General features: G+C 60.3%; 19 protein-coding genes. 17 read left to right on the forward strand and 2 right to left on the reverse strand.

Annotation, left to right across the window (positions count from 1 at the left end):
* Window positions 1–141 precede the first annotated feature (141 nt).
* The 4 genes from RG2_RS12220 (at window position 142) to RG2_RS12240 (ending at window position 3966) form a co-directional block, all read left to right on the forward strand.
* Complete coding sequence (locus RG2_RS12220; protein ID WP_033234701.1) at window positions 142–1008, forward strand: amidohydrolase family protein; 867 nt, start codon at window positions 142–144, stop codon at window positions 1006–1008.
* 49 nt (window positions 1009–1057) lie between these two features.
* Window positions 1058–1642, forward strand: a complete 585-nt coding sequence (locus RG2_RS12225; RefSeq protein ID WP_080711759.1) for a TetR family transcriptional regulator — start codon at window positions 1058–1060, stop codon at window positions 1640–1642.
* A 323-nt stretch (window positions 1643–1965) separates the two neighbouring features.
* The gene (locus RG2_RS12235) at window positions 1966–2814 is read left to right on the forward strand and encodes an SDR family oxidoreductase (protein WP_033234699.1); all 849 of its coding nucleotides are present in this window, start codon (window positions 1966–1968) and stop codon (window positions 2812–2814) included.
* A 63-nt stretch (window positions 2815–2877) separates the two neighbouring features.
* Entirely contained in the window at window positions 2878–3966 is a 1089-nt protein-coding gene (locus tag RG2_RS12240) for an alpha/beta fold hydrolase (RefSeq protein WP_230590163.1), read from the forward strand.
* 38 nt (window positions 3967–4004) lie between these two features.
* Here the strand turns inward: RG2_RS12240 and RG2_RS12245 are convergent, their stop codons facing one another.
* Complete coding sequence (locus tag RG2_RS12245; RefSeq protein WP_033234698.1) at window positions 4005–5627, reverse strand: flavin-containing monooxygenase; 1623 nt, start codon at window positions 5625–5627, stop codon at window positions 4005–4007.
* Window positions 5628–5740: 113 nt separating this feature from the next.
* On the opposite strand from RG2_RS12245, the gene RG2_RS12250 reads away from it, so the two are divergent.
* From RG2_RS12250 to RG2_RS12300, 11 genes are all read left to right on the forward strand, one after another.
* A complete protein-coding gene (locus tag RG2_RS12250; protein ID WP_033234697.1) occupies window positions 5741–6358 on the forward strand; it encodes a TetR/AcrR family transcriptional regulator in 618 nt (205 codons plus the stop codon).
* Between the two features lie 100 nt (window positions 6359–6458).
* Window positions 6459–7436 carry an alpha/beta hydrolase gene (locus tag RG2_RS12255; protein WP_230590162.1) on the forward strand — a complete coding sequence of 326 codons (978 nt, stop codon included), beginning with the start codon at window positions 6459–6461 and terminating at the stop codon, window positions 7434–7436.
* Window positions 7429–9162, forward strand: a complete 1734-nt coding sequence (locus RG2_RS12260) for an N-acyl-D-amino-acid deacylase family protein (RefSeq protein WP_033234695.1) — start codon at window positions 7429–7431, stop codon at window positions 9160–9162. Before RG2_RS12255 ends, RG2_RS12260 begins: the two co-directional genes overlap by 8 nt.
* A gap of 40 nt (window positions 9163–9202) precedes the next feature.
* Window positions 9203–10816, forward strand: a complete 1614-nt coding sequence (locus RG2_RS12265) for an ABC transporter substrate-binding protein (protein ID WP_033234694.1) — start codon at window positions 9203–9205, stop codon at window positions 10814–10816.
* A gap of 109 nt (window positions 10817–10925) precedes the next feature.
* Entirely contained in the window at window positions 10926–11912 is a 987-nt protein-coding gene (locus RG2_RS12270; RefSeq protein WP_230590161.1) for a DUF2332 domain-containing protein, read from the forward strand.
* 68 nt (window positions 11913–11980) lie between these two features.
* Entirely contained in the window at window positions 11981–13222 is a 1242-nt protein-coding gene (locus RG2_RS12275; RefSeq protein WP_116538752.1) for an MFS transporter, read from the forward strand.
* On the forward strand, window positions 13219–14430 hold the full coding sequence (locus RG2_RS12280; RefSeq protein ID WP_051730534.1) for an LLM class oxidoreductase: 1212 nt from the start codon (window positions 13219–13221) through the stop codon (window positions 14428–14430). Before RG2_RS12275 ends, RG2_RS12280 begins: the two co-directional genes overlap by 4 nt.
* Window positions 14427–14807 (forward strand): MerR family transcriptional regulator, encoded by a 381-nt coding sequence (locus RG2_RS12285; RefSeq protein WP_033234693.1) that lies wholly within the window; start codon window positions 14427–14429, stop codon window positions 14805–14807. The genes RG2_RS12280 and RG2_RS12285 overlap by 4 nt, the downstream gene beginning before the upstream one ends.
* An 87-nt stretch (window positions 14808–14894) precedes the next feature.
* A complete protein-coding gene (locus tag RG2_RS12290) occupies window positions 14895–15320 on the forward strand; it encodes a DUF7144 family membrane protein (RefSeq protein WP_033234969.1) in 426 nt (141 codons plus the stop codon).
* Between the two features lie 134 nt (window positions 15321–15454).
* A complete protein-coding gene (locus RG2_RS12295) occupies window positions 15455–16660 on the forward strand; it encodes a DUF2254 family protein (RefSeq protein WP_051730533.1) in 1206 nt (401 codons plus the stop codon).
* A gap of 342 nt (window positions 16661–17002) precedes the next feature.
* On the forward strand, window positions 17003–18373 hold the full coding sequence (locus RG2_RS12300) for a cytochrome P450 (RefSeq protein WP_033234967.1): 1371 nt from the start codon (window positions 17003–17005) through the stop codon (window positions 18371–18373).
* A gap of 6 nt (window positions 18374–18379) precedes the next feature.
* Here RG2_RS12300 and adhP read toward each other — a convergent pair whose 3' ends face one another.
* Window positions 18380–19420, reverse strand: a complete 1041-nt coding sequence (gene adhP / locus RG2_RS12305) for an alcohol dehydrogenase AdhP (RefSeq protein ID WP_174557353.1) — start codon at window positions 19418–19420, stop codon at window positions 18380–18382.
* Between the two features lie 329 nt (window positions 19421–19749).
* Between adhP and RG2_RS12310 the strand changes: the two genes are divergently transcribed.
* Complete coding sequence (locus RG2_RS12310; protein WP_033234692.1) at window positions 19750–20544, forward strand: SDR family NAD(P)-dependent oxidoreductase; 795 nt, start codon at window positions 19750–19752, stop codon at window positions 20542–20544.
* A gap of 52 nt (window positions 20545–20596) precedes the next feature.
* Entirely contained in the window at window positions 20597–21514 is a 918-nt protein-coding gene (locus RG2_RS12315; protein WP_033234691.1) for a tyrosine-protein phosphatase, read from the forward strand.
* Window positions 21515–21546 lie beyond the last annotated feature (32 nt).

The raw sequence follows: 21546 nt of genomic DNA on the forward strand, positions 1-21546 counted from the left end.
ATTATCTGTATATTTCGTGATCCGGCGGCGATGGACATCTACGCGACCAAGCTCTACTCTGAGGCTCACCAATAAATAGAGCACAGTTTCATTTCTTGAATTCGATTCGGTAGGTGAACCGACGGTGGAGGAGTTGCAAGTATGGCGTCGTACGAGGACATTCCGATCATCGACACTCTCATTGGCTTCCGTGAAGCCTGTGGGCACGAGTACGACTTCATCACTGAGCAGACCAAGGACCGGGAAAGTCGGGAGTCGTTCGAGTTTCCGGCCGAGTACATGTTCAAAGGCGTGCCCAAGGAATTGCCCACCGACGACCCGGTGTCGGTGACGTTGCGTGAGATGGACAAGCACGGTATTGAGATCGGTATGGTTACCGTGGCGACAGAGTCGGGTAGGACTGCAGTGCAACGGTTCCCCGACCGTTTTGTGCCACAAGGCTCCGCTGTGGACCCCAACGACATCATGGGCACCCTGTCGACAATGACGCGTGAGTACGAGGAATTTGGCATCAGATCAGTGAGTTCCTTTGCCGCGGGCACTTTTCCGCAGGTAGCACTCAACGCGCCCCAGATGTACCCCATCTACGCGAAGTGCGTCGAACTCGATATCCCGATCTTTGCGTGCGCCGGTATCGCGGGGCCGCGCTTGAAATCTGCTGTACAGCATGTGGAACTCATCGACGACGTGATGTTCGATTTCCCCGATCTGGTGTTCGTCACCAGGCACGGCTGTGAACCGTGGGAGGAATTGGCAGTCAAGCTGATGCTGAAGTGGCCGAACTTGTACTACTCGACGTCGGCTTTCGCGCCGAAGCACTACCCCAAGGCGATAGTCGATTACGCAAATTCGCGTGGCGCCGACAAGATCATGTATGCGGGCTACTTTCCGGCCGGATTGACGTTGGACCGCATCTTCACGGACATGCCGCACGTGCCGTTCAACGACGACGTGTGGCCGAAATTCCTGCATTTGAACGCCCGCAAGGTTCTGAAGTTGAAGGAGTGATCGCGCAGTGACCGATGCATCTGTCGCCTTTCCGCTGAACCCAGACGACATGACGACGTCCCAGCTCGAACGTCGTAAGGCGCTCACCGACACTGTTATCGAGATGCTCGCCGATATGAGCCCGGACAAGGTCCAGATGCGCGAGGTTTCCGAACGGTCGGGCGTCGCGCTCGGAACGGTGTACCGCTATTTCCCGGCCAAACAGCAACTCTTGGCGGCGTCGATAGTTGCGTGGAACGACATCCTCGCCGATCGGCTTGCACGTGAACAAGCGAGTGGACGTGCGCGGTATGGCGGCCACGACTCAGTCCTTGATCGAGTCCTCGACCTGTATCGCCGCCAGATGAAGGCATTCCACCGCCGGCCCCACTTTGCGCGGCTCGAGGTCGACATGCAGACGTCGGACGACCCTTACGTTCGGGACACGATGGACGAGCGAGCCGCCGCCAACCGCTCGGTGATCTTCAGTCTGATGGACGGAGTCCCGGCTGAGTTGGCTCGTCTGGCGTCGCTTTCCATTGGCAGTGTGATGCTTAATTCGTTGATCTTGTGGACCACTGGTCGCATCGGCTATCCAGAGGCGCTGCGCAATGTGGAGGAGACCTGTCGACTGGTCTTGCGCGACTACTCCTAGAAGTGAGTCGTTTACGGGATCTGGGGAATCGGGTCCGGTGGATAGGGGTTGGGCGGCGTTGGAGTCGGGGGTACCGGCGGTGGCGTCGGCGGTACGGGTTCCGGCGCTGGCGGGATTGGTTCAGGCACGGGGTTCGGCGGAACCGGATCGGGCCCGGTACCCGACGGGGTGTTGTACGCCAACGCAAAAGGATCGATCATGCCGGTCGTGTTCCCCAATACTCCGTTCGCCAACCCTGAGGTGGGTTTCGGGTTTCAGTGTTGGACTCGCCGGGTAGCTGATCGCTGGCAGCGCGAACAGCAGCACAACGAGAGGGGCTTGTGATGAGTGAGCATCCGCGCGAGCGAATCGAATACCCCGGGCACACCGGCGACATGAGTGAAAAACCCCGCGACGAGATGAACGGTTACGTCGGGCGGGGCCTGCTCGACGGCAAGCGTGCGTTGATCACAGGTGGCGATTCCGGTATCGGAAGGGCTGTGGCTGTTGCATTTGCCAAGGAAGGAGCCGATGTCGCGATTGCCTATCTCGAGGAAGACGCCGACGCCCATCACACCGCCGCACTTGTTGCGCATCAAGGCAGAAAGTGTCATCTGATGCGGGGCGACCTCGCGGATCCGTACCACTGCAATGATGTGGTCGGGCAGACGGTGGACGTGCTGGGAGGCTTGAATATCCTCGTCAACAATGTTGCCTACCAACAACCGGTCGATGACTTCGTCGAGCTGTCGGACGAGCAGTGGCGTCGGACCTTCGCGGTGAACATCGACAGCTATTTCCACGTCAGCAAGGCAGCGGTTCCCCATCTGAGAGGCGGTGGGTCGATCATCAACACGGCGTCGATCAACGGCCTGCGCGGAAATAAGAGCTTGATCGACTACTCGGCGACCAAGGGGGCCGTCATTGCGCTGACGTACTCACTGTCCCAGTCGTTGCGTGAGCGATCGATTCGCGTCAATTGTGTTGCCCCTGGCCCGGTATGGACGCCGCTGATACCGGCGACATTGGACATGGACAAGGTGGAGTCTTTTGGTCAACAGGCACCGTACGGGCGGGCAGCCCAGCCGGACGAGATCGCACCCTCGTACGTGTTCTTTGCCTCGGAAACTATGTCGTCTTATTACTCCGGGGAGGTGCTTGCGCCGATCGGCGGAGAAACGCTGCCCGGTTGACGGCAAATTCCGACAATTGCCTTCTGCCTGATCTCCAGAAGCGGCGTCGGCTAGGTTAGTCGTGTGGGGGACACCAGGGGAACTGATCCGATTGTCGTCGAGCCGCAATCGCAGGAGCAGGTCGGTGATTCGACGGGCCGCAAGCCGCGGCGGCGATTCCTTCGCGTGGTGCGATGGATCTGCGTCTCCGTGCTCGCGATAGTTGTTGGTGCTGTTGCGATCTCGACCATCAATCATCGGTGGCAAACTCCACGGGACAAGCAAGCCATCGAGGCGCTGATCGGTCCCTCGCACCGTTACGTCGAGGTGGACGGACATCGGATGAGCGTTGCGATTCAAGGCTCCGGCCCACGTACCATCGTCCTCATGCCAGGTTTGGGTACACCTGAGCCGATCCTCGATTTTGCGCCCCTCGCGCGACGCCTCGCTGAGGCGAACACGGTGGTTACCGTCGAAAACTTCGGGTTGGGACTCAGTGACGGCACAGACGCACCGCGAACCAGCGAAGCAATCGTCGACGAGACCCGTTCTGCGCTGAGTGCCCTGGGGTTGAACGGACCCTATGTTCTTATGCCGCATTCCCTTTCCGGTCTGTACGCGATGTGGTGGGTTACCAACCATCCTGACGAGGTGGCCGCGGTAGTAGGAGTCGACGACGAGCGATATACGTCCGAACTTGCCGAAGGTGCGCCGGAGTGGCCGGGCTGGATGTCTACGGTCACGGCGCTCGGCGGGGTACGGGACTTGATCTACTTGGATATGAATACCGATTACCTGGGGCTCGCGGCCGACTACCGAGAAAGTCTCGGCGACGCCGCCGAATATACCCCTGAGCAGCAAGAACTCTATTTGCGTTCCTACTCGTGGGTATTGAATTCAACGATGCTCGCCGAGACCGCGCACGAAGCTGAGAATGTACGAGGCGTCGAGGGCGCTACCTTGCCTCCGACTATGCCGGCCATGTCTATTCTCGCGTCGTCGTCACTCACAGCCGACCCGGAATGGGAGTCGTCGCACCGCGCGGCAATTACCAACCCGTCGATTCAACGGGTCGAAATATTGGACGGCCACCACTACCTGTTTCACGCGAACGCGTCCGAGATTGCCGACATGACCCAGCAGTTTCTGGACGAACACGTCCAGCCTCGGTGAGCAAGCAATTCAGGACGTAGCGCCGTCGCTATACACAGCTACGCGAGTTCGGGGGTCGTTGTGAACCCGCGGTAATTGTCGGCGGCGATTTGAGTGCAGAGGTTTCGATAGTTTCCGACGCCGCCGATATATGGCATGAAAATTCTCGGTTTACCGGGAACGTTGGCGCCGAGATACCACGAATCCGCTTGCATATAGAGACTATCCGCGGCAATGGAGGTCACGTGGTCTACCCACTGCTCTTGAGCGGCATGGGTAGCTTCGGCGAACTGCGTGCCGACGCGGCGCATGTGGTCGATGTAGTCCACTACCCACTCGACGTGCTGTTCGATCGAGACCACGACGTTGGACAAGACCGAGGGGCTGCCTGGTCCGGTGAGGACAAACATGTTGGGGAAGCCCGCAACCGCAACGCCGAGATACGTGCGTGGCCCAGCCGCCCAGGTCTCGCGTAGTGCTATGCCATCTCGCCCGCGGATGTCGATGGCGTTCAACGCGCCGGTCATGGCGTCGAATCCCGTGGCGTAGACGATCATGTCGAGTTCGTGCAGTCCCGCTGAGGTCTGGATTCCCTCGGGCACAATGTGCTCGATCGGTGCGGCGCGGAGGTCCGCCAGCGTGACGTTGTCGCGGTTGAAAGTCTCGTAATAGTCGGTTCCGATGCACAACCGCTTCGAACCCAATGGATACCCCTTGGGGCACAGTGCCTCTGCCGTAGTGGGATCTTCGACTGTATCGCGGATCTTCGATCGTACGAATTCAGCGGCGGTCTCGTTGGCGTCGACGCTGATCATGATGTCGCCGAAGGCGTTCTGGAAGGCGATTCCGCCGCCGGCCCAGCGGCTCTCGTATTCCTTGTCACGGACTTCCGGCGCGGTTTCGAGTGCCAGTCCGACGGGCGGCGGGAGAATCCAGCCACCGTGGGATTCACGCAGGTTCTGGCGGCGGGTGGGGTAGTCGGCCTTGATCTCGTCGAGTTCGTCGGGTCCGAGTGGCCGGTTGCGCGCTGGGATGACAAATCCCGGGGTCCGCTGGAACACGGTGAGGTGTTCGGCCTGCTCGGCGATGAGCGGGATCGCCTGTACCCCGGACGATCCGGTACCGATGACGCCCACGCGCTTACCCGTGAACTCGACGCCCTGAGACGGCCAGTGTCCGGTGTGATGGACCTCGCCGCGGAAATCCTGCTGGCCGGCTAATTCTGGCATTCGCGCGGATGAGAGTGCACCGGTTGCCATGACGACCCACCGACCGGTGACAGAATCTCCGTCGTCGGTCGTGATCGTCCACAATCCCGCCGTTTCGTCGAAATCGGCTGATGTCACACGAATTCCGAATGTGATCTCCTTGCGCAGGTCGAATCGATCGGCGACGTGCTCGAGATACGAGAGAATCTCAGGCTGCGCGGGGAAGCGTTCTGTCCAGATCCATTCCTGCTGAAGGTCGTCGTCAAATGAATACGAGTAGTCGGCGCTGTCGACATCGCACCGGGCGCCGGGGTAGCGGTTCCAGAACCAGGTTCCGCCGACGCTGCTACCTGCTTCGAACCCTCGAACGGAGAGGCCTCGTTGCCGAAGGCTGTGCAGCGCATAGAGGCCGGCGAATCCGGCGCCCACGACAATTGCGTCGCAATCTGGAGTCTGCGGAGGGTTGTTCAGCATGGGGACTGCCTCGATTCACGGTGAGGGGCGGGGACGACGGGATGTGCCAGTAGCATCAGTGCAGGCTGTGAGTACGCCGCACGCTGTTCGGATGTAACGGGAGGAATGCAAACGTGGACGCAGGGCCCAACGACAGGCCGGCGCAATTGGATCCCGCGTCGTTGCCCAAAGGTCAACAGGCGCGGCGCCAACACATCATCGATGTCGCCGGCGAGTTGTTGGTTGCGGACGAGTTCGAGCGCATCCAAATCCGTGATGTTGCAGAGGGTTCCGGCGTTGCGCTCGGAACTGTATATCGGTATTTCACGTCCAAGGAGCACCTGTATGCGGCGGTGTTGCGAGACTGGTCGGCGACGGATCCGATCAAGCACGGAAACCCGGTTGATACGTCGCGCTCGCCCGCCGAGCGGATACGGGTGCGCTTGCACCACTCGGTCCGTCGGTTCGAGGAGTATCCGAGTTTTCTTCGTCTGCAAAGCACACTCAGACAGTCGACGGATCCGATCGTGTCCGAGATCTTTGCCGAATTCTCCGACCAGGTGCTGATCTCGTATCGCGCGCAACTTGCCGATCTGCCCGCGGGCGACGCTGCGGACATCGTGTCGATTGTGACCGCTGTGTTGACTCATCAGTTGGTACTTTTCGGATTGGGACGTCAGGAAGCCGCCGAGGTTCATCGACTGCTCGATCGCACTGTCGACATGATCTTTTCGTTGAACGGCACGGTCTGAGCGAAGGCGGCGTTCGACGCTCGTAAACACAGCCGCACGCCGACTCGCGATTTTGATGTGACCGTTGTCATATTCACAGACTAGAGTTAGATTCTAGTTCATGACAAGCGGTGTGCAGGAGCGAAGTGCGTTGGATCCGGCATTTCAGGCCGTCGCGGACGCGGCGTCGGGGGCAGGGCTTCCGCCGATGGTTGAGCTGTCTCCAGCGGATGCGCGTGAGCGGATACGAGGTGCGCTGCAGGCCTGCGCACCTGGGCCCGAGGTGGCGTCGATCGAAACGCATGCAGTAGGTGACGGGGTTTCGGTGCGGATCTACCGGCCGGTGGACGAGACACACGCCGGTACCGTCGTGCATTTCCATGGCGGAGGTTGGGTCACCGGGGATTTCGATTACGCGGACCCGATGTGCCGGCTGCTCGCCGAGACTGCTGGCGTCCCGGTAGTGAGCGTGGATTACCGGCTGGCACCGGAACACCCGTTCCCGGCCGCCGTGGATGATGCGTTGACGGTGCTGCGCTGGGTCGCTTCAGAATCCGAAGGGCTGGATCCACGGATTGTCGTCACGGGTGACAGCGCCGGCGGCAATCTCGCAGCGGTGAGCGCGCAATTGATGCGGTCCGATGACGCCGTCAACCTTTTGGGGCAGGTGCTCATCTATCCGGTGGTGGACGCCGATCTGACGCGGGATTCCTACGTCGCCAACTCAGGAGTGTTCCTCGGTGCACGGGAGATGGGATGGTTTCTCGATCATTACTGCCCCGACGTGGACGCCCGGACCTCTCCCGATCTTGCACCGATTCGCGCTGCGGACCTGTCCGGGCTGCCGCCGGCCGTCGTAGTTGTCGGTGGACACGATCCGTTGCTGGACGAGGGCCTCGAATATGCCGAGCGGCTGCGCGGTTCCGGGGTGCCCGTCGAGGTGCAGCACCTCCCAAGCCTGCCGCACGGATTTCTCCAGTTCACGGCTGTATCGGCGGCTGCGGCAGCGGCCGCTGCCGCAGTCGCAGCAGCAACAGCGCGTTTGTTCGAAGGCGTTGCCCAGCAGTCCGATTCGACGGAGGCAGTAGACCATGCATGATCTGGTGATTCGCGGTGGGACCGTTGTGGACGGAACGGGCAGCGTGCCGCGGCGGGCAGACGTGGCTGTCGACGGCGGCACGATCACCGTCGTCGGTGTGGTACCCGAGGCAGGGCGTCGTGAGATCGACGCGTCCGGAAAGCTTGTCGCCCCCGGGTTTGTCGACATCCACACGCATTACGACGGACAGGTCACGTGGGACACGTTGTTGACACCGTCGTCGTTGCATGGCGTCACCACCGTGGTGATGGGTAACTGTGGAGTTGGCTTTGCACCCGTCAAACCCGAGCAGCGCGACTGGCTGATCAGCTTGATGGAAGGCGTCGAGGACATTCCCGGAAGTGTTCTCGCTGACGGGATGAGCTGGAACTGGGAGTCTTTTCCCGACTATCTCGACGCGATCGATACGCCGCATGCCATCGACTTTGCCGCGCAACTGCCACACGGCGCACTTCGCACGTATGTAATGGGGGAGCGCGGAGGTGACCATCTGGCCCGGCCGACCGACGCTGAAATGGACCGGATGCGTGACCTTGTTGCCGAGGCAGTCGAGGCTGGTGCGCTCGGTTGGTCGACGTCGCGGTCTGCGGTGCACAAGACGTCTGCCGGCGAGCCGACGCCCAGTCTGACGGCGTCTCGGGAGGAGTTGACCGGGCTGGCACATGGTCTGGCGAAGGCAGGGGCCGGTGTCATCGATTTCATCTCCGATTTCATGGACGAACCTGAGGAGATGGAGTTTGTCAGCGCCATAGTCGAGGCAGCGCAGCGGCCGATGTCCGTGTCCATCGTCCAGAGCGACCGGGCGCCGGACAAGTGGCGGTCACTACTGGATGGGCTGGCGGAAGTCTCTGCGCAACAGAATATTCCGATCACCGGCCAGGTGGCGCCAAGAGCTGTCGGAGTCATGCTCGGCTGGGAGCTGAGCTGGCATCCGTTCATGGCGTATCCCAGCTATGCGGCACTCGCGGATCTTCCTCGCGAGGAGAGAGTGGTGCAGCTGTCCCGCCCCGAGGTCAAAGCGGCCCTTCTGGCGGAGAATCCGGTATCGGACAGTGAGTTCGTGCAGAGACTCTCGACCAAGTTCGAGAGCGTCTACCTTCTTGGCGACCCGCCCAACTACGAACCGGGACCGAATGATTCGGTCGCTGCGCTTGCTGAGCGTTCCGGTGTGTCGCCGGTCGAGGTTGCCTACGATGCGATGATGGCGCAAGACGGGCGTGGTCTGCTGTATTTCCCGATGCTCAACTACGCGGGTGGGAATCTGGATGCCGTCCGCGAGATGCTCGCTCGGCCGGATACCGTGCCGGCGCTCGGTGACGGTGGTGCGCATTGCGGCGCTATCTGCGACGCAAGCTTTCCGACAACACTGCTCACGCACTGGGGTCGTGACCACCGGAACCCCGAATTATTGTTTCCCATCGAGTGGTTGATCAAGCGGCACACCGTAGACACAGCCGCGGTGGTTGGTCTACTTGACCGCGGGCAGGTACTGCCGGGGTACCGGGCGGACCTGAACGTGATCGATTTCGACCGTTTGCAGGCCGATCACCCGGAAGTGCTGTACGACTTGCCAACCGGTGGTCGTCGGCTGATGCAGACTGCCACCGGCTATGTCGCAACTGTTGTCGCGGGTGAAGTTGTCTTCGAGGAGGGCGAGCACACCGGCGCCCTACCAGGACGACTGGTGCGTGGCGCTCGGCCGATTCCCGAATCAATCACGCGCTGAACGGTATATCCTCCCGAACACCCTAGGAAAGAAGGTCTTCATGCGTCGTAGTTCATTCGCTCGTGCCGCGACCACGTTCACTGCTCTGGCGGCGGCGACTGTGCTTGTTGCAGGCTGCGCCGGGGGCGGTTCGGGTTCGGAGACCGATACGTCGGACGTGACGACCGGACTGGTCGGCGATCAGGGGGACGGAGGTGAACCGACGTCTGGTGGAACGCTGTCCTTTGCGACGTACAACGGCGTCAGCAGCCTCGATCCAGCCGACCGGCAGGATGGCGGTGCGACCGGCGGCAACGAAATGGCCGCGATCTACGACCTCCTCGTGCGGTACGACCCCGAAACGAAGGCGTTCGAACCGCAACTCGCACAATCGCTCGAAGCCAACGGAGACAACAGCGTCTGGACGTTGACGCTTCGCGACGGAGCGAAGTTCAGCGACGGGACACCGGTTGACGGCGCCGCGGTGCTGTGGAGCATCAACCACTATCTGGAGAAGAAGGGGACCCACACGCAGGTGTGGAAGGCAACCGTTGCCGACGTACAGTCGCCCGATCCGGCTACCGTCGTCTTCACGTTGAAGCAGCCGTGGAACGAGTTCCCGATCATGTTCACCACCGGTCCGGGGATGATCGTGGCACCGTCGTCGATGACAACAGGAGCATTCGCGCCGATCGGAGCGGGCCCCTTCGTCGTCGAGAAGTTCGCCTCTCAGGATGAACTGGTGCTCGCGGCCAACCCCGCGTACTGGAACGGCAAGCCGAATCTCGACACATTGCGCTTCCCGGCGATCGTCAGTGAGCAGGCCAAACTCGACGCCCTGCACACCGGTGGTGTCCAGGCCGCATACCTACGAGGCGCAGAGGTTGTTCATAACGCTCTGAGCGCGGGAGACGTGGGATACGTCTACACCGTGAATATGGGCGGTGTCGGCAACATCAATCAGCGTGAGGGGCGAGCGGCGTCCGACGTCCGGGTTCGTAAGGCGATCGTGGCGGCATTCAACCCCGATACGTTCAACGAGCGGGTCGAAGCCGGCTACGGAATGCCCGGCAGCGATATGTTCCAGTCGTGGTCGCGGTGGCACGGATCCGTCGCCGGAAACGGGTACGACCCCGAGGCTGCAAAGAAGTTCCTGGGCGAAGCCAAGGCGGACGGATACGACGGCAAGCTCACCTATGTGGGCTTGAACGACCCGGCCACCCAGCGCAGTGCGCTGGCGTTCCAGGCAATGCTGCAGGCCGTCGGATTCACGGTCGAGATCGTGTACACGACCAGCATCAACGACCTCGTGAAAACCATGTACGCCCAACATGATTACGACATCGGGTATGCAGGCTTCAACGTGCTCGACGAATCGCCGTTCGTCCGGATGTACGGCAACCTGTACAGCGAATCGTCGTCGAATGTGATCGGGTACAAGAACGCGACCATGGATTCCCTTCTGATCGAGATGCAATCGGCGCCGACCGACGAAGATCGCACGAAAGTGATCGAGAAAATCCAGACCCTTGTCAACGAGACGGCTCCCATGCTGGTCGTCAACACGGGTAAGTACTTCATTCCGTGGAGCAAGAACGTCTACGGAATCACGCCGAGCGCCGACGGCATCATGCTGTTCGGAAACGCTTGGATCACACCTGATTCGACGTCGTAGGACAGCGAGATGCGGGGCCGCTCAGTGGGGAATCCACTCGGCGGCCCCGTCGTTCTTGTTCAGCGTGATCGAAAACCTTCCCGAACCCCACCACGTTAGGTAGACATCGATGGTGGACACTTCGATCTGGTACCGATCATTCGCGGAAGTGGAAGCGCGAGGAAATTCGGCGATCTACGAGGACTGGGGTTTCGGGGTCTCACAGGACCCAGCGGTCCTCGCCCTCATCGATCGACTTCCAGAACCCCGACGGCAACCGAACCTGGTCTTCGGCGCCAGCCGTCATCTCGGTGCCCCGATAGCTCCGTACGAGTCGTTTCGTCGGTGGGTGAGTGCGCACTGGTTCGAGGTCGAACAACTCGCACGCACCCGGACTACCCAGACCAACGAAACGGGTCGCGACGCCGTGCTGCTTCCCGTCCTCGGACTGTTGAAGGGTCCGTTCGCCCTGATAGAGGTCGGCGCGTCCGCTGGCCTGTGTCTGTATCCGGACCGGTACAGCTACCTCTACGACGGCAACCGGTATCTGCATCCGGTAGACGGTCCGTCCACGGTGCTGCTCGAATGTGCGACGACCGGAAATCCGCCGATTCCGCAAAAGGCCCCAGAAGTGGTGTACCGGGCCGGTATCGACCTCAATCCACTCGATGTGACCAACGCCGACGACATGAGTTGGTTGGAGAGTCTCGTGTGGCCCGAGCAGGAGCATCGCAGACAGCGATTGCGAGACGCTGCCGCCCTCGCTCGAGAGGATCCGCCACATCTGATTCGCGGTGATCTCAATTCCACCATTGCAGACCTCGTCGAGCAGACACCTCGAGGCACAACTGTGGTGGTCTTTCACAGTGCTGTTCTCAGCTACCTCGCCCCGTCGGATCGAGCGGCGTTCGTGGACACTGTGGGTTCGCTTCCATGTCACTGGATTGCCAATGAAGGGGTCGGAGTCCTTCCGGCCATCGACAACCGGTTGACGACGTCAACGCAGACGCGTCGCGGTAAGTTTGTCGTCTCTCTCGACGGTGTACCTCATGGGTTAGCCGGTGCCCATGGCCAGTTTCTCGACTGGACGAACGAAACTCACACGGCATCACATTGATTGACTCGCGATCCGATACGCGTGGAATGCTTGACCCTCACATTGATGTGAGGGTTGACAATCGGTCCATGGCAGATGACATCGCTTCACAGCAAAAAGTTCTCGGCACCAACCAACGTCTTCCGGACAAGCTTCCGAGAGTCCCGCTACTGGCCTTGTTCGCGTGCGTCTTCATCACCAGCCTGACTGAGACTCTCCCGGCTGGAGTGCTACCCGCAATCAGTGACAGTCTCGATGTCAGTGAATCCGCTGCCGGGCAGACGATCATGGTCTACGCGCTGGGAACGGCGCTGACGACGGTTCCTTTGGTTGCAGCGACGGCGTCGTGGTCCCGGAAAGTGTTACTGCTGAGCGCGATTCTCGGGTTTGCGGTCGCCAACACCGTCACCGCATTTTCTTCCGACTATGTTCTGACGATGACCGCTCGCTTTGTCGCGGGAGTTGCTGCGGGGATTGCGTGGGCGTTGCTTGCCGGGTACGCCAGAAGTCTTGCCCCGAAACACCTCGAGGGCCGCGCCATCGCGGTGGCTATGGCAGGAATTCCGCTGTCTCTGGCGTTCGGAGTTCCGTTCGGAACATTCTTGGGAAATGCCGCCGGGTGGCGTGCGCCGTTCTATCTCATGTCGGGTCTGGCTGTTGCGCTACTCGTTGTGATCGGGTTGACAGTTCCGGATCGTCCTGGCCGGCCGCGAAACCGGAAACAGCGGAGCATGTTCGGCGCTGCACGAATCCCCGGTGTCGACGCAGTTCTGATCGTGACGTTCACTGTGGTGTTGGGGCACACGATCATGTACGCGTACATTGCCCCGTTCCTCGAGGCGATCGGTATGGGAGGCGATACCGACCTCATTCTATTGACGTTCGGAGTGGCATGCCTGATCAGCATTGTTGTTGTAGGTCAACATATTCACACGAAGCTTCGGACCTTCTCCGTGGTCAGTGCCGTCTTGATTGCAGTTGCCGCAACCGTTCTGGCCGTCACGACCGAGGATTCACTGCTCGTCTATGTCGCTGCCGCAATATGGGGCCTGGGGTGGGGAGGAATTCCGACTCTGCTGCAAACGTCGGCAGCGGTTGCCGCAGGCTCGCACGCAGACGACGCTCAGGCACTTCTTACAACGCTGTGGAATGGCGCTATGGCTGCAGGAGCGGTGTTGGGCGGAGTTCTACTGACCCTCAACGGCGCTCGATCTCTGCCGTGGTGGACGGTGACACTCGCCCTACTCTCCGTGGTGATCATGTTGACCGCTCGCGGTGGCGGGTTCCGATCTCCCGCACACATCCATCAGGAAGATCAGGTTCGCATATGAACGCACCACAGTCCCACCGCTTACCCATAATCGGCATCGCTTTGGAACCTGCCGGATGGCATCCAGCGGCGTGGCGACTACAGGGTCACACCCCGACCGAACTGTTCACTGCTCCGTATTGGTTGGCGTTGTTGCGTGACATCGATGCATCCGTCGTAGATTTCGTGACCTTCGAGGAATCGATTGGGCTTCAGTCGTCGGACTTCCGGGCAATGGACGGCAAGGAGGACCAGGTGCGCGGTCGACTGTCGCCGGTCGCGCTGACCGCGCTGGCCGTATTCGGAACACAACAACTTGGCGTGATCGCCGCGAGAAACCTCACCCACAGCGAGCCGTACAGTATCGCCACCGAAATAGCATCGCTCAACGTCCTGAGCGGAGGCAGAGTCGGGCTTCGTGCCCAGATCACTTCGCGAAGCATCGACACACATCATTTCGTTCGCCCACAGCCCGTTCCGGAACTGAAAGAGTCCGACATCTACTTTCCCGAGAAGATCGGAACCCGACTGGCACCAGTTTTCTCGAAAGCTACCGAGTCGATTGAGATACTCCGAGCACTGTGGTCGACATGGACGGAAGACGCACTCTTGGACGGGACGGACGGACGATTCGTCGATGTCAACAAGATCTCGGCCCAGCCAATCACGACCGCGACCTACGACATCGCAGGCCCACTCGGCGTCCCGGTCACCACGGCTATGCAACCCGTCGTTCTCGCGTTGGCACATCACGCCAACGTCCCCTACAAGTTGGCGACCGCGGCAGCCGACGTGATTCTGGTGACGCAGACTCCGAGCGCGAACGGGGTCTCCATCGGCGACGTATTGAACGCTGTGGAAACTGAATGCACTGCAGTGCAACGAGACTTGATCGCTAGACCGCTGACTATCCTGGTGGATCTTGTCGTCTTCCTCGGTGCGACTCGCCACGAGGCAGTGACCATGAAGAGGGCACTCGACGAACTGTCAGGCGCACCGTATTCGTCGGACACCGAAATATTTGTCGGTTCGGTGGGTGAACTCGTCCGTCGGATCGAAGAGCTTGTGGCAGCTGGTGCAGACGGTGTGCGACTACGGCCGGCGGTGAACGGCTCGGATATCCCACTCGTCCTTCAGCAACTCGGCTTAGTGTTCGGATCGAATCGCCTGACCGGCACGCTGCGTGAGCGCCTGCACCTCGGTTCGCTCGAAACATCCTCAACTACATGAAGATAGGCGAGCTTTCGACGGCCACGCGGGTATCTCGGCGGCTGTTGCGCTACTACGAGGAACAAAGCCTGATCGCTCCGAGACGATCCGAAAACAGCTACCGGGACTACGACGAACGTATGGTCGATCGGGTTTTCCAGATACGAGGGCTGTTGGAGATGGGATTTCCGACGCGAGTGATTCGGCAGATCCTTCCGTGTCTGGATCAAGAACGCGTCATCCATATGAATGATGTAACACCGGAGATGCTGGCGATGCTCGAGGCGGAAGCGTCCGGGCTGGACGAGAAGATTCACTTTCTCGTCAAGAATCGCGACGCGATCCGTGAGTACATTGCGGACGTGCGGCAGCGACATACCGTTCCAACCAATACATGAGTGGGGGTTCACCCGTTCGGGGTGATGTTCGCCCTACTGAATCTCGGGAAACTGTTCACACGCTATTCTGCCGATGAAGGGGACGTCATGACTGCTCCGAACCAAGCTCCCGCGAACCATCCTGTCCGACAGGGCTTTGCGATTGGTACTACGGTAGCGGCGGCTGCCCTGCTGTTTGTCGCAGGTGTCGTTGCTCTCCTGCAAGGTATCGCTGCTCTCGCCGACAACAATATCGTAGTGGTCGGAACCAACTACGCGTTCAAATTCGACGTCACGACGTGGGGTTGGATACATATCATCCTCGGAATCATCGGCATTGCGGTGTCGTTGGGGCTGTTCGTGGGACAGACATGGGCCCGCGGGATGGCCTTTGTCATCGCAGCGCTCTCGATCGTGGCCAATTTCCTGTGGCTGCCGTACTACCCACTGTGGTCGATCGTGATCATTGCGCTCGATGTCGTGGTGATCTGGGCAGTTGCGACCTGGCGGCCCGACGCTACAAAAACGATCTGATCAGCTCACCGGTGTACCCCAGATCCGCCTCATCGGCTCGTCGGGCATCTCGAGGGTTGCGGTATCACGCCAACAGCACCAGGGGGCGGGCAATGCTCGAGAGTGAGCTTCGATGACTTCGAGCGGATAGGGCGATGAGCAAGCCGGTCGAGCATGGATTTATTCGCGGACGCCGTCGGTGGCGAGCGGGGTTGAGCCAGCTTGTTTCGATCTTTGCCGGTGTGAGTTTGGGTCTTTTGATGCCACTCGTCGAATTCGGGCCAACAGTCCCAGCCCGCCAGGTGACCGATATGTTGGTTGCGGTAGGGCTGGGATTGCTGGGTTCCATCGCGGTTATATTCTCGTTGCTGTTTCTTGTTGTACAGTGGGCAGCAACAACTTTCACACCCCGGCTGACGCTGTTCCGCGACGATCCGATCGTGTGGCGAACCTTCGCTTTCGCGGTGGGGCAGGCCGTATTCTCCATCACCGCAGCACTCGCCATCGGCAACCGCGCCCGAGTTTCCGTGGTCGTTCCCATTATCGCGGTACTACTCCTGCTCGCCATGCTGGCATTTCTGCGAGCGCTTCAGATTCACTCTTTTGCCGCTATCCAGCTGGCACCGGTTCTGAAATCGATAGGCAGTCGGGGCCGCGCAGTCCTTGGCGCGTACTACAGCACGAGGGGTTCGGAATCACCGTCACCGCCATTGGCGCTGCCTGCCGATCACACAACCATCGTATGGCCCAACCCGCCAGCCGTGCTGCATGAGATCATCATCGACGATTTGCTCGAGGCAGCGACAGTTGCTCAGGTAGTCGTCGTTCTTCAGGTCATGCAAGGCGATACACTGCTGTACGGTGCGTCCGTTGCCGACGTACATCGTGGGTCACTCTCGGCACCAACATTTCTCGATGCTCTGGTCACTGGCCACGAACGCACATTCGACGGTGACCCGTTACTCGCGCTCCGGCTCTTGGCAGACATCGCTCTGAGAGCCCTGTCTCCGGCCGTCAACGATCCGGCCACCGCGGTGCAAGCTCTAGACGAAATCGAAGATCTGCTTACCCGCGTGGCGTCTGTCGACACCGCGCCGACATACATCACCGACTCTTCCGGGCACGTCCGAGTAGTGCTGTCTCGCCCAACTCTGGACGACTATGTCCAGATCGGGCTCGATGACGTGATCGCCAGCGCCACTACGTCACCCATGACCGTCGATCGGCTCCGCGCACTGTTGATGCGGCTTACGACCCACTGCCGACCCGAACATGCCGCGATGCTCGAAGCCCGACTCAACCGGATCAACGGTCTTGACGGTCCTCTGTCGCCCTTCGATACCGTCGGAAAATCTCAGTGAGGTCGGTCGAACGGTGGATACGTGAATTCGACGTAGTGCGATGCAGGAAATTGAGGGGTTCGCGATGATCGCAGGTGGTTGGATCTGGTTCCTTCCGTTGCCATGGGAATGGCGAATTGCGCTGTCGAAAGCCATCCCATGCGAACTCGGTGGTACACAGTGCTATTGATGCACTGAAATGTCGATACCTGACTGACTCTTCGCACGAGAGGGCCGCCGGCACCCGACGGAATCCAGCGGCTTCATGATGTCGGTAGCAGTCTTGGGTCTCGCGAAGTGGGTGTCACCGAGCTGCCCCGTAGACTTCCGGCGGATGTCAGTGCCAACAGCCAGGAGTCGTCAGTGAGCATCGAAGTTCCGCCCCACCCTCCGCGGCGAGTGCCGATTCTCGGCGACATCATCGGGCTGGACCCAGTCAAGCCGATGCAGAACACGGCACGGATTCTGGCGTCGCTCGGTCCGATCTACCAGCGTCGAATTCTGACAATGCGATTGAGCTTCATCGGCGGGGTCGACCTGGCCGAGGATGTGAATGACGAAAAGCGCTGGCAAAAGAACCTTGCCCGGCCGCTACGTCAGCTGCGGCCGATTTCGGGTGACGGATTGTTCACAGCCGAAAATGACGAACCGAACTGGTCCAAAGCTCACGCGATCTTGATGCCCGGCTTCACACAAGCGGCGATGCGCAGTTATCACGACACCATGCTCGATGTCGTCAGGGAGATGGTCGGGGCCTGGGACCATGCCGATGCTCCCGTCGACGTGTCCGAGGAGATGAGCAAACTGACCCTCGAGACAATTGGCAGAGCAGGATTCGGCTATCGATTCAATTCCTACGATCGCGAGGACATCGATCCGTTTGTGACGGCGATGCTCGGAGCTCTGGAATACATTCAGCAGAAGGGCCTCCCGATTCCGGGCCGGGCATTATTCGACCGCCGACGCCGTCGCCGCCACACCACGGACGTCGAATATCTGAACGCGGTGGTCGATCGAGTTGTCGAAGATCGGCAAGTGAACAGTGCCGATCGACCTGACCTCCTGACCTTGATGCTGGAGTCGGTCGACCCGGCCACCGGGGAAAGGCTTGATCCGGTCAACATCCGCTACCAGATCTTGACCTTCCTCGTTGCCGGCCACGAGACCTCAGCCGGCGCTTTGTCTTTTGCCCTGTGGCTGTTGTCCCAGCATCCCGAGGAAGCCGTAAAGGCTCGGGCGGAGGTTGACGCGTTGTGGCCGTCCCGGGAGATTCCGGCGGTCGAGTTCGATCAGGTGGGAAAGTTGCGCGCGGTACGGCGAGTGCTCGACGAAACACTTCGGCTGTGGCCGACGGCTCCGGGGTATTTCCGCGAAGCCAAGGAAGACACTCTCCTCGGCGGGAAATACGCCTTCAAGAAGGGCGACTGGGTCATGGTTGTCCTGCAGCGAGTGCACTGCGACAAAGCAGTGTGGGGCGCGGACGCAGACGAATTCCGTCCGGATCGATTTCTCCCCGAACAGGTCAGGGCGCGGTCCGGTGCCGCATACAAACCATTCGGCACCGGACCGCGCGCATGTATCGGACGCCAGTTCGCATATCACGAAATGCTCATGGCACTCGCAGTGATCCTGCATCGCTACGAGTTCACAGCGGACCCGTCCTACGAACTCGAGGTTCAGGAGCAACTCACGATGCGTTCGCGAGGCTTTGCACTGACGGTTACTCGTCGCTAGTTCAGTTCAGGACTTGCCTGCGGTGTAATCGAGGACGATACGGCCGTCGATCTGACCGGCCTCCATGTCGGTGAAAATGCTGTTGATGTCCTCGAGCTTCCGAAGAGAATAGGTGGGTTTGATCAGCCCCCTGGCGAAAAAGTCCACAGCTTCGGTCATGTCCTTACGGGTACCGACAATCGAGCCACGCACAGTCAATCCCAAGAGCACTGTGGTGAAGATGTCGAGGGGGAATTTCTCGGGTGGGAGCCCGACCAGGGAGACGGTGCCGCCGCGGCGCAAACTGCCGACCGCTTGGGGGAAGGCGTGTGCGTTGACGGCTGTGACCAGTGCTCCGTGAACTCCGCCGCCGGTGAGGGCGCTGATGGTTGCGGCAGGATCATCCACTGTGCTTGCGTTGACGGTGTGTTCGGCGCCGTGTTTGGTGGCGAGTTCCAGTTTGGCGTCGTCGACGTCGACGGCAACCACGCGGAGCCCCATCGCGACGGCATACTGCACCGCGATGTGTCCGAGGCCGCCGATTCCGGAGATCAGTACCCATTGCCCTGGTCGTGTGTCGGTGACTTTCAGTCCTTTGTAGACCGTGACACCGGCACACAGGATCGGACCCACCGCGGAGAGATCAACCCCGGCGGGAATGATCGGCGCGTAGCGGGAGTCGACGAGCATGTACTCACCGAATGATCCGTCAACCGAGTAGCCACCGTTCTTCTGGTTGGGGCACAAGGTTTCCCACCCGGTTTCGCAGTACTCACATTCTCCGCACGCACTCCACAGCCAGGCGTTTCCGACAGTGTTTCCGACGCTGATCCGGGTAACCGACTCGCCAACCGAGATGACCGTCCCGACGCCTTCGTGGCCAGGGACAAACGGTGGCGACGGCTTGACCGGCCAATCGCCGTGCGCTGCATGTAAATCGGTGTGGCAGACACCGGAATACTCGACGCGAACCAAAGCTTCGAAGGGGCCTGGTTCCGGGACTTCGATATCGTCGATCGTCAACGGTTCGGTGAACGAATGTACAACCGCAGCTTTCATGGTGCCCATATCTGCACTACTCCTCGCATCAGTCGACTACTTCACGGGACGCAGAGTTATGGCTGGCGTGCGTCCGTCTTCATCATGGTCCCTTTCGCTCTGATGCGCGAAGGTTCGGGGAGAATCCCTGTGCGCAACACTGTGGCATGACTGCGAAACGCGCCTGCTTGGCCCGTTGGCGGTGTACGGCTATGCCTTACAACAGTTTCAAGTATCGCTGGGGGATCAGTTGCCGACAAACGTCGTTCCGTCCCGGTCAGCGGGCTGGGCGCTCTCGCTCCCCGAGCGGGCTCTGCACTATGACAGGCAGCCATTACACATGACGAGGTAGGAGAGCAATGGACATCGCGAAGTACGGGCCGTGGGCAGTAATTGCAGGTGGATCGGAAGGCGTGGGAGCGGAATTCGCCACCCAGTTGGCCGATCAAGGTTTCAACCTGGTGCTGTTGGCGCGCAAAGAAGGGCCACTCGCGGAAGCAGCTGATGCCAGCCGCGCTCGAGGCGTCGAGGTTCGCACGCTGTCGGTTGATCTCCTGGCTTCGGATGCACTTGATCGCATTCGGCAGATAACAGATGACATCGACGTCGGCTTGTTCATCTACAACGCGGGAGCCAACACCTACGGTCACGAATTTGCCACCGGCGATCTCACTCGATTTCAGTCCGTCATAGATTTGAACATCACCAGTCAACTGCTGCTCGTCCACCACTTCGGAGGTCGGCTCCGAGAACGCGGACGTGGTGGAATCTTGCTGGTGGGCTCGCTGAGCGGCTATTTGGGCTCGGCCCAGATCAGCGTTTATTCGGCGGTGAAATCTTTCTGCAGAACTTTCGCCGAAGGGCTGTGGCTCGAGATGCAAGACCATGGCGTGGATGTGCTCGAATTGGTTCTCGGCCTCACTCGAACCCCGGCTATGGCCCGCGCAGGTTTGAACATGGACACACCGGGCCTTCGCATTTCGGACCCTCGCGATGTTGCCGCCCAAGGGCTTGCGAATATCGCCAACGGTCCCGTCGTGGTGGTGAAAGAGCACGAAACGGCGGCAATCAGAAATAGCGGCCACAATCGGGCCGAGTTGCTTCTGGCATCCCAGGCTGCGGCACGAAAGCTGCTTCCCCCGCCAACTGTCTAACCGCGGTTCATATCCGAAACTTCTTGTGCTCCTTGTGGAAAGGATTGATCAGATGTCATATCGCCCCACGAGCTTGCGTCGAGCGGCCCGAACGTGTGTTGCGCTCGCATCAGCTGGTTCGTTCGTGCTAGCCGGCGCAAGCGCTGCTACCGCGACGCCGATTGATCTACCGTTCTCAGGATCGTCGGAACTCGGCTCGAGTGCGCCGGCTGCCGTCGTAGCACCCCGACTTGCATCGGTGGACAATTTTCGCGATGTGGCAGGTCGGGAAGCCGGTTACGTCGGAACCGGCGGCCTGCATGTGCGCCAGGGAGTGTTCTACCGCGCCAACGCGATAACCCCGAGCGCCGAGGACCTCGCGACACTCGAGTCGCTCCATCTGACCGCGGTGTATGACCTGCGGACCGAGGCCGAGATCGCGGCGAACCCGAACACTCTGCCCAGCGGGGTTCGTTACGAGAAAATTCAGGTCCTTGCGGCTGATCCGAGCGGCGACGTCGCCTCCATTGCCACAAAAGAGCAAGCGCTGGCGTATGTCCAGTCCGGCTACCGGTCGACCGTCAGTGATTCCGTCTCCCGTGCCGGATTCGGTGAGCTGTTGACCCAGCTCGCAGATACCCCCGGTGCGCAGATTTTCCACTGCACCGCAGGCAAGGATCGCACCGGCTGGGCATCGGCGCTGCTACTGAGCATTGCAGGTGTATCTCGAGAGACGATCATGGAGGACTATCTGCTCACCAACGAGTACTCCGCGGCGTCGATCGACGCAAAGGTGGCTCGTATTGCCGCCGCAAAGGGTCAGGAGTACGCCGAGGTTTATCGGTTGCTCCTCGGGGTCGATGCCAGTTATCTGCAGGCGGCATTCGACGAACTGGACAACAACTACGAATCCTTCGACAGCTATCTCGTCGACGGACTCGGCTTGGACGTGGAAACGATCATCAAGCTGAAACTCAAGCTTCTGGTCTGAGTTCGCGTGAGAGGAAATGAAACCGCTGGGCG

Source organism: Rhodococcus globerulus NBRC 14531 (assembly GCF_001894805.1).
GTDB classification, from domain to species: Bacteria; Actinomycetota; Actinomycetes; order Mycobacteriales; family Mycobacteriaceae; genus Rhodococcus_F; species Rhodococcus_F globerula.

Coding starts and splice junctions, on each gene's coding strand:
- RG2_RS12220 (WP_033234701.1), top strand. CDS start 142: ATGGCGTCGTACGAGGACATTCCGATCATCGACACTCTCATTGGCTTC.
- RG2_RS12225 (WP_080711759.1), top strand. CDS start 1,058: ATGACGACGTCCCAGCTCGAACGTCGTAAGGCGCTCACCGACACTGTT.
- RG2_RS12235 (WP_033234699.1), top strand. CDS start 1,966: ATGAGTGAGCATCCGCGCGAGCGAATCGAATACCCCGGGCACACCGGC.
- RG2_RS12245 (WP_033234698.1), bottom strand. CDS start 5,627: ATGCTGAACAACCCTCCGCAGACTCCAGATTGCGACGCAATTGTCGTG.
- RG2_RS12255 (WP_230590162.1), top strand. CDS start 6,459: ATGACAAGCGGTGTGCAGGAGCGAAGTGCGTTGGATCCGGCATTTCAG.
- RG2_RS12260 (WP_033234695.1), top strand. CDS start 7,429: ATGCATGATCTGGTGATTCGCGGTGGGACCGTTGTGGACGGAACGGGC.
- RG2_RS12265 (WP_033234694.1), top strand. CDS start 9,203: ATGCGTCGTAGTTCATTCGCTCGTGCCGCGACCACGTTCACTGCTCTG.
- RG2_RS12270 (WP_230590161.1), top strand. CDS start 10,926: ATGGTGGACACTTCGATCTGGTACCGATCATTCGCGGAAGTGGAAGCG.
- RG2_RS12275 (WP_116538752.1), top strand. CDS start 11,981: ATGGCAGATGACATCGCTTCACAGCAAAAAGTTCTCGGCACCAACCAA.
- RG2_RS12280 (WP_051730534.1), top strand. CDS start 13,219: ATGAACGCACCACAGTCCCACCGCTTACCCATAATCGGCATCGCTTTG.
- RG2_RS12285 (WP_033234693.1), top strand. CDS start 14,427: ATGAAGATAGGCGAGCTTTCGACGGCCACGCGGGTATCTCGGCGGCTG.
- RG2_RS12290 (WP_033234969.1), top strand. CDS start 14,895: ATGACTGCTCCGAACCAAGCTCCCGCGAACCATCCTGTCCGACAGGGC.
- RG2_RS12295 (WP_051730533.1), top strand. CDS start 15,455: ATGAGCAAGCCGGTCGAGCATGGATTTATTCGCGGACGCCGTCGGTGG.
- adhP (WP_174557353.1), bottom strand. CDS start 19,420: ATGGGCACCATGAAAGCTGCGGTTGTACATTCGTTCACCGAACCGTTG.
- RG2_RS12310 (WP_033234692.1), top strand. CDS start 19,750: ATGGACATCGCGAAGTACGGGCCGTGGGCAGTAATTGCAGGTGGATCG.
- RG2_RS12315 (WP_033234691.1), top strand. CDS start 20,597: ATGTCATATCGCCCCACGAGCTTGCGTCGAGCGGCCCGAACGTGTGTT.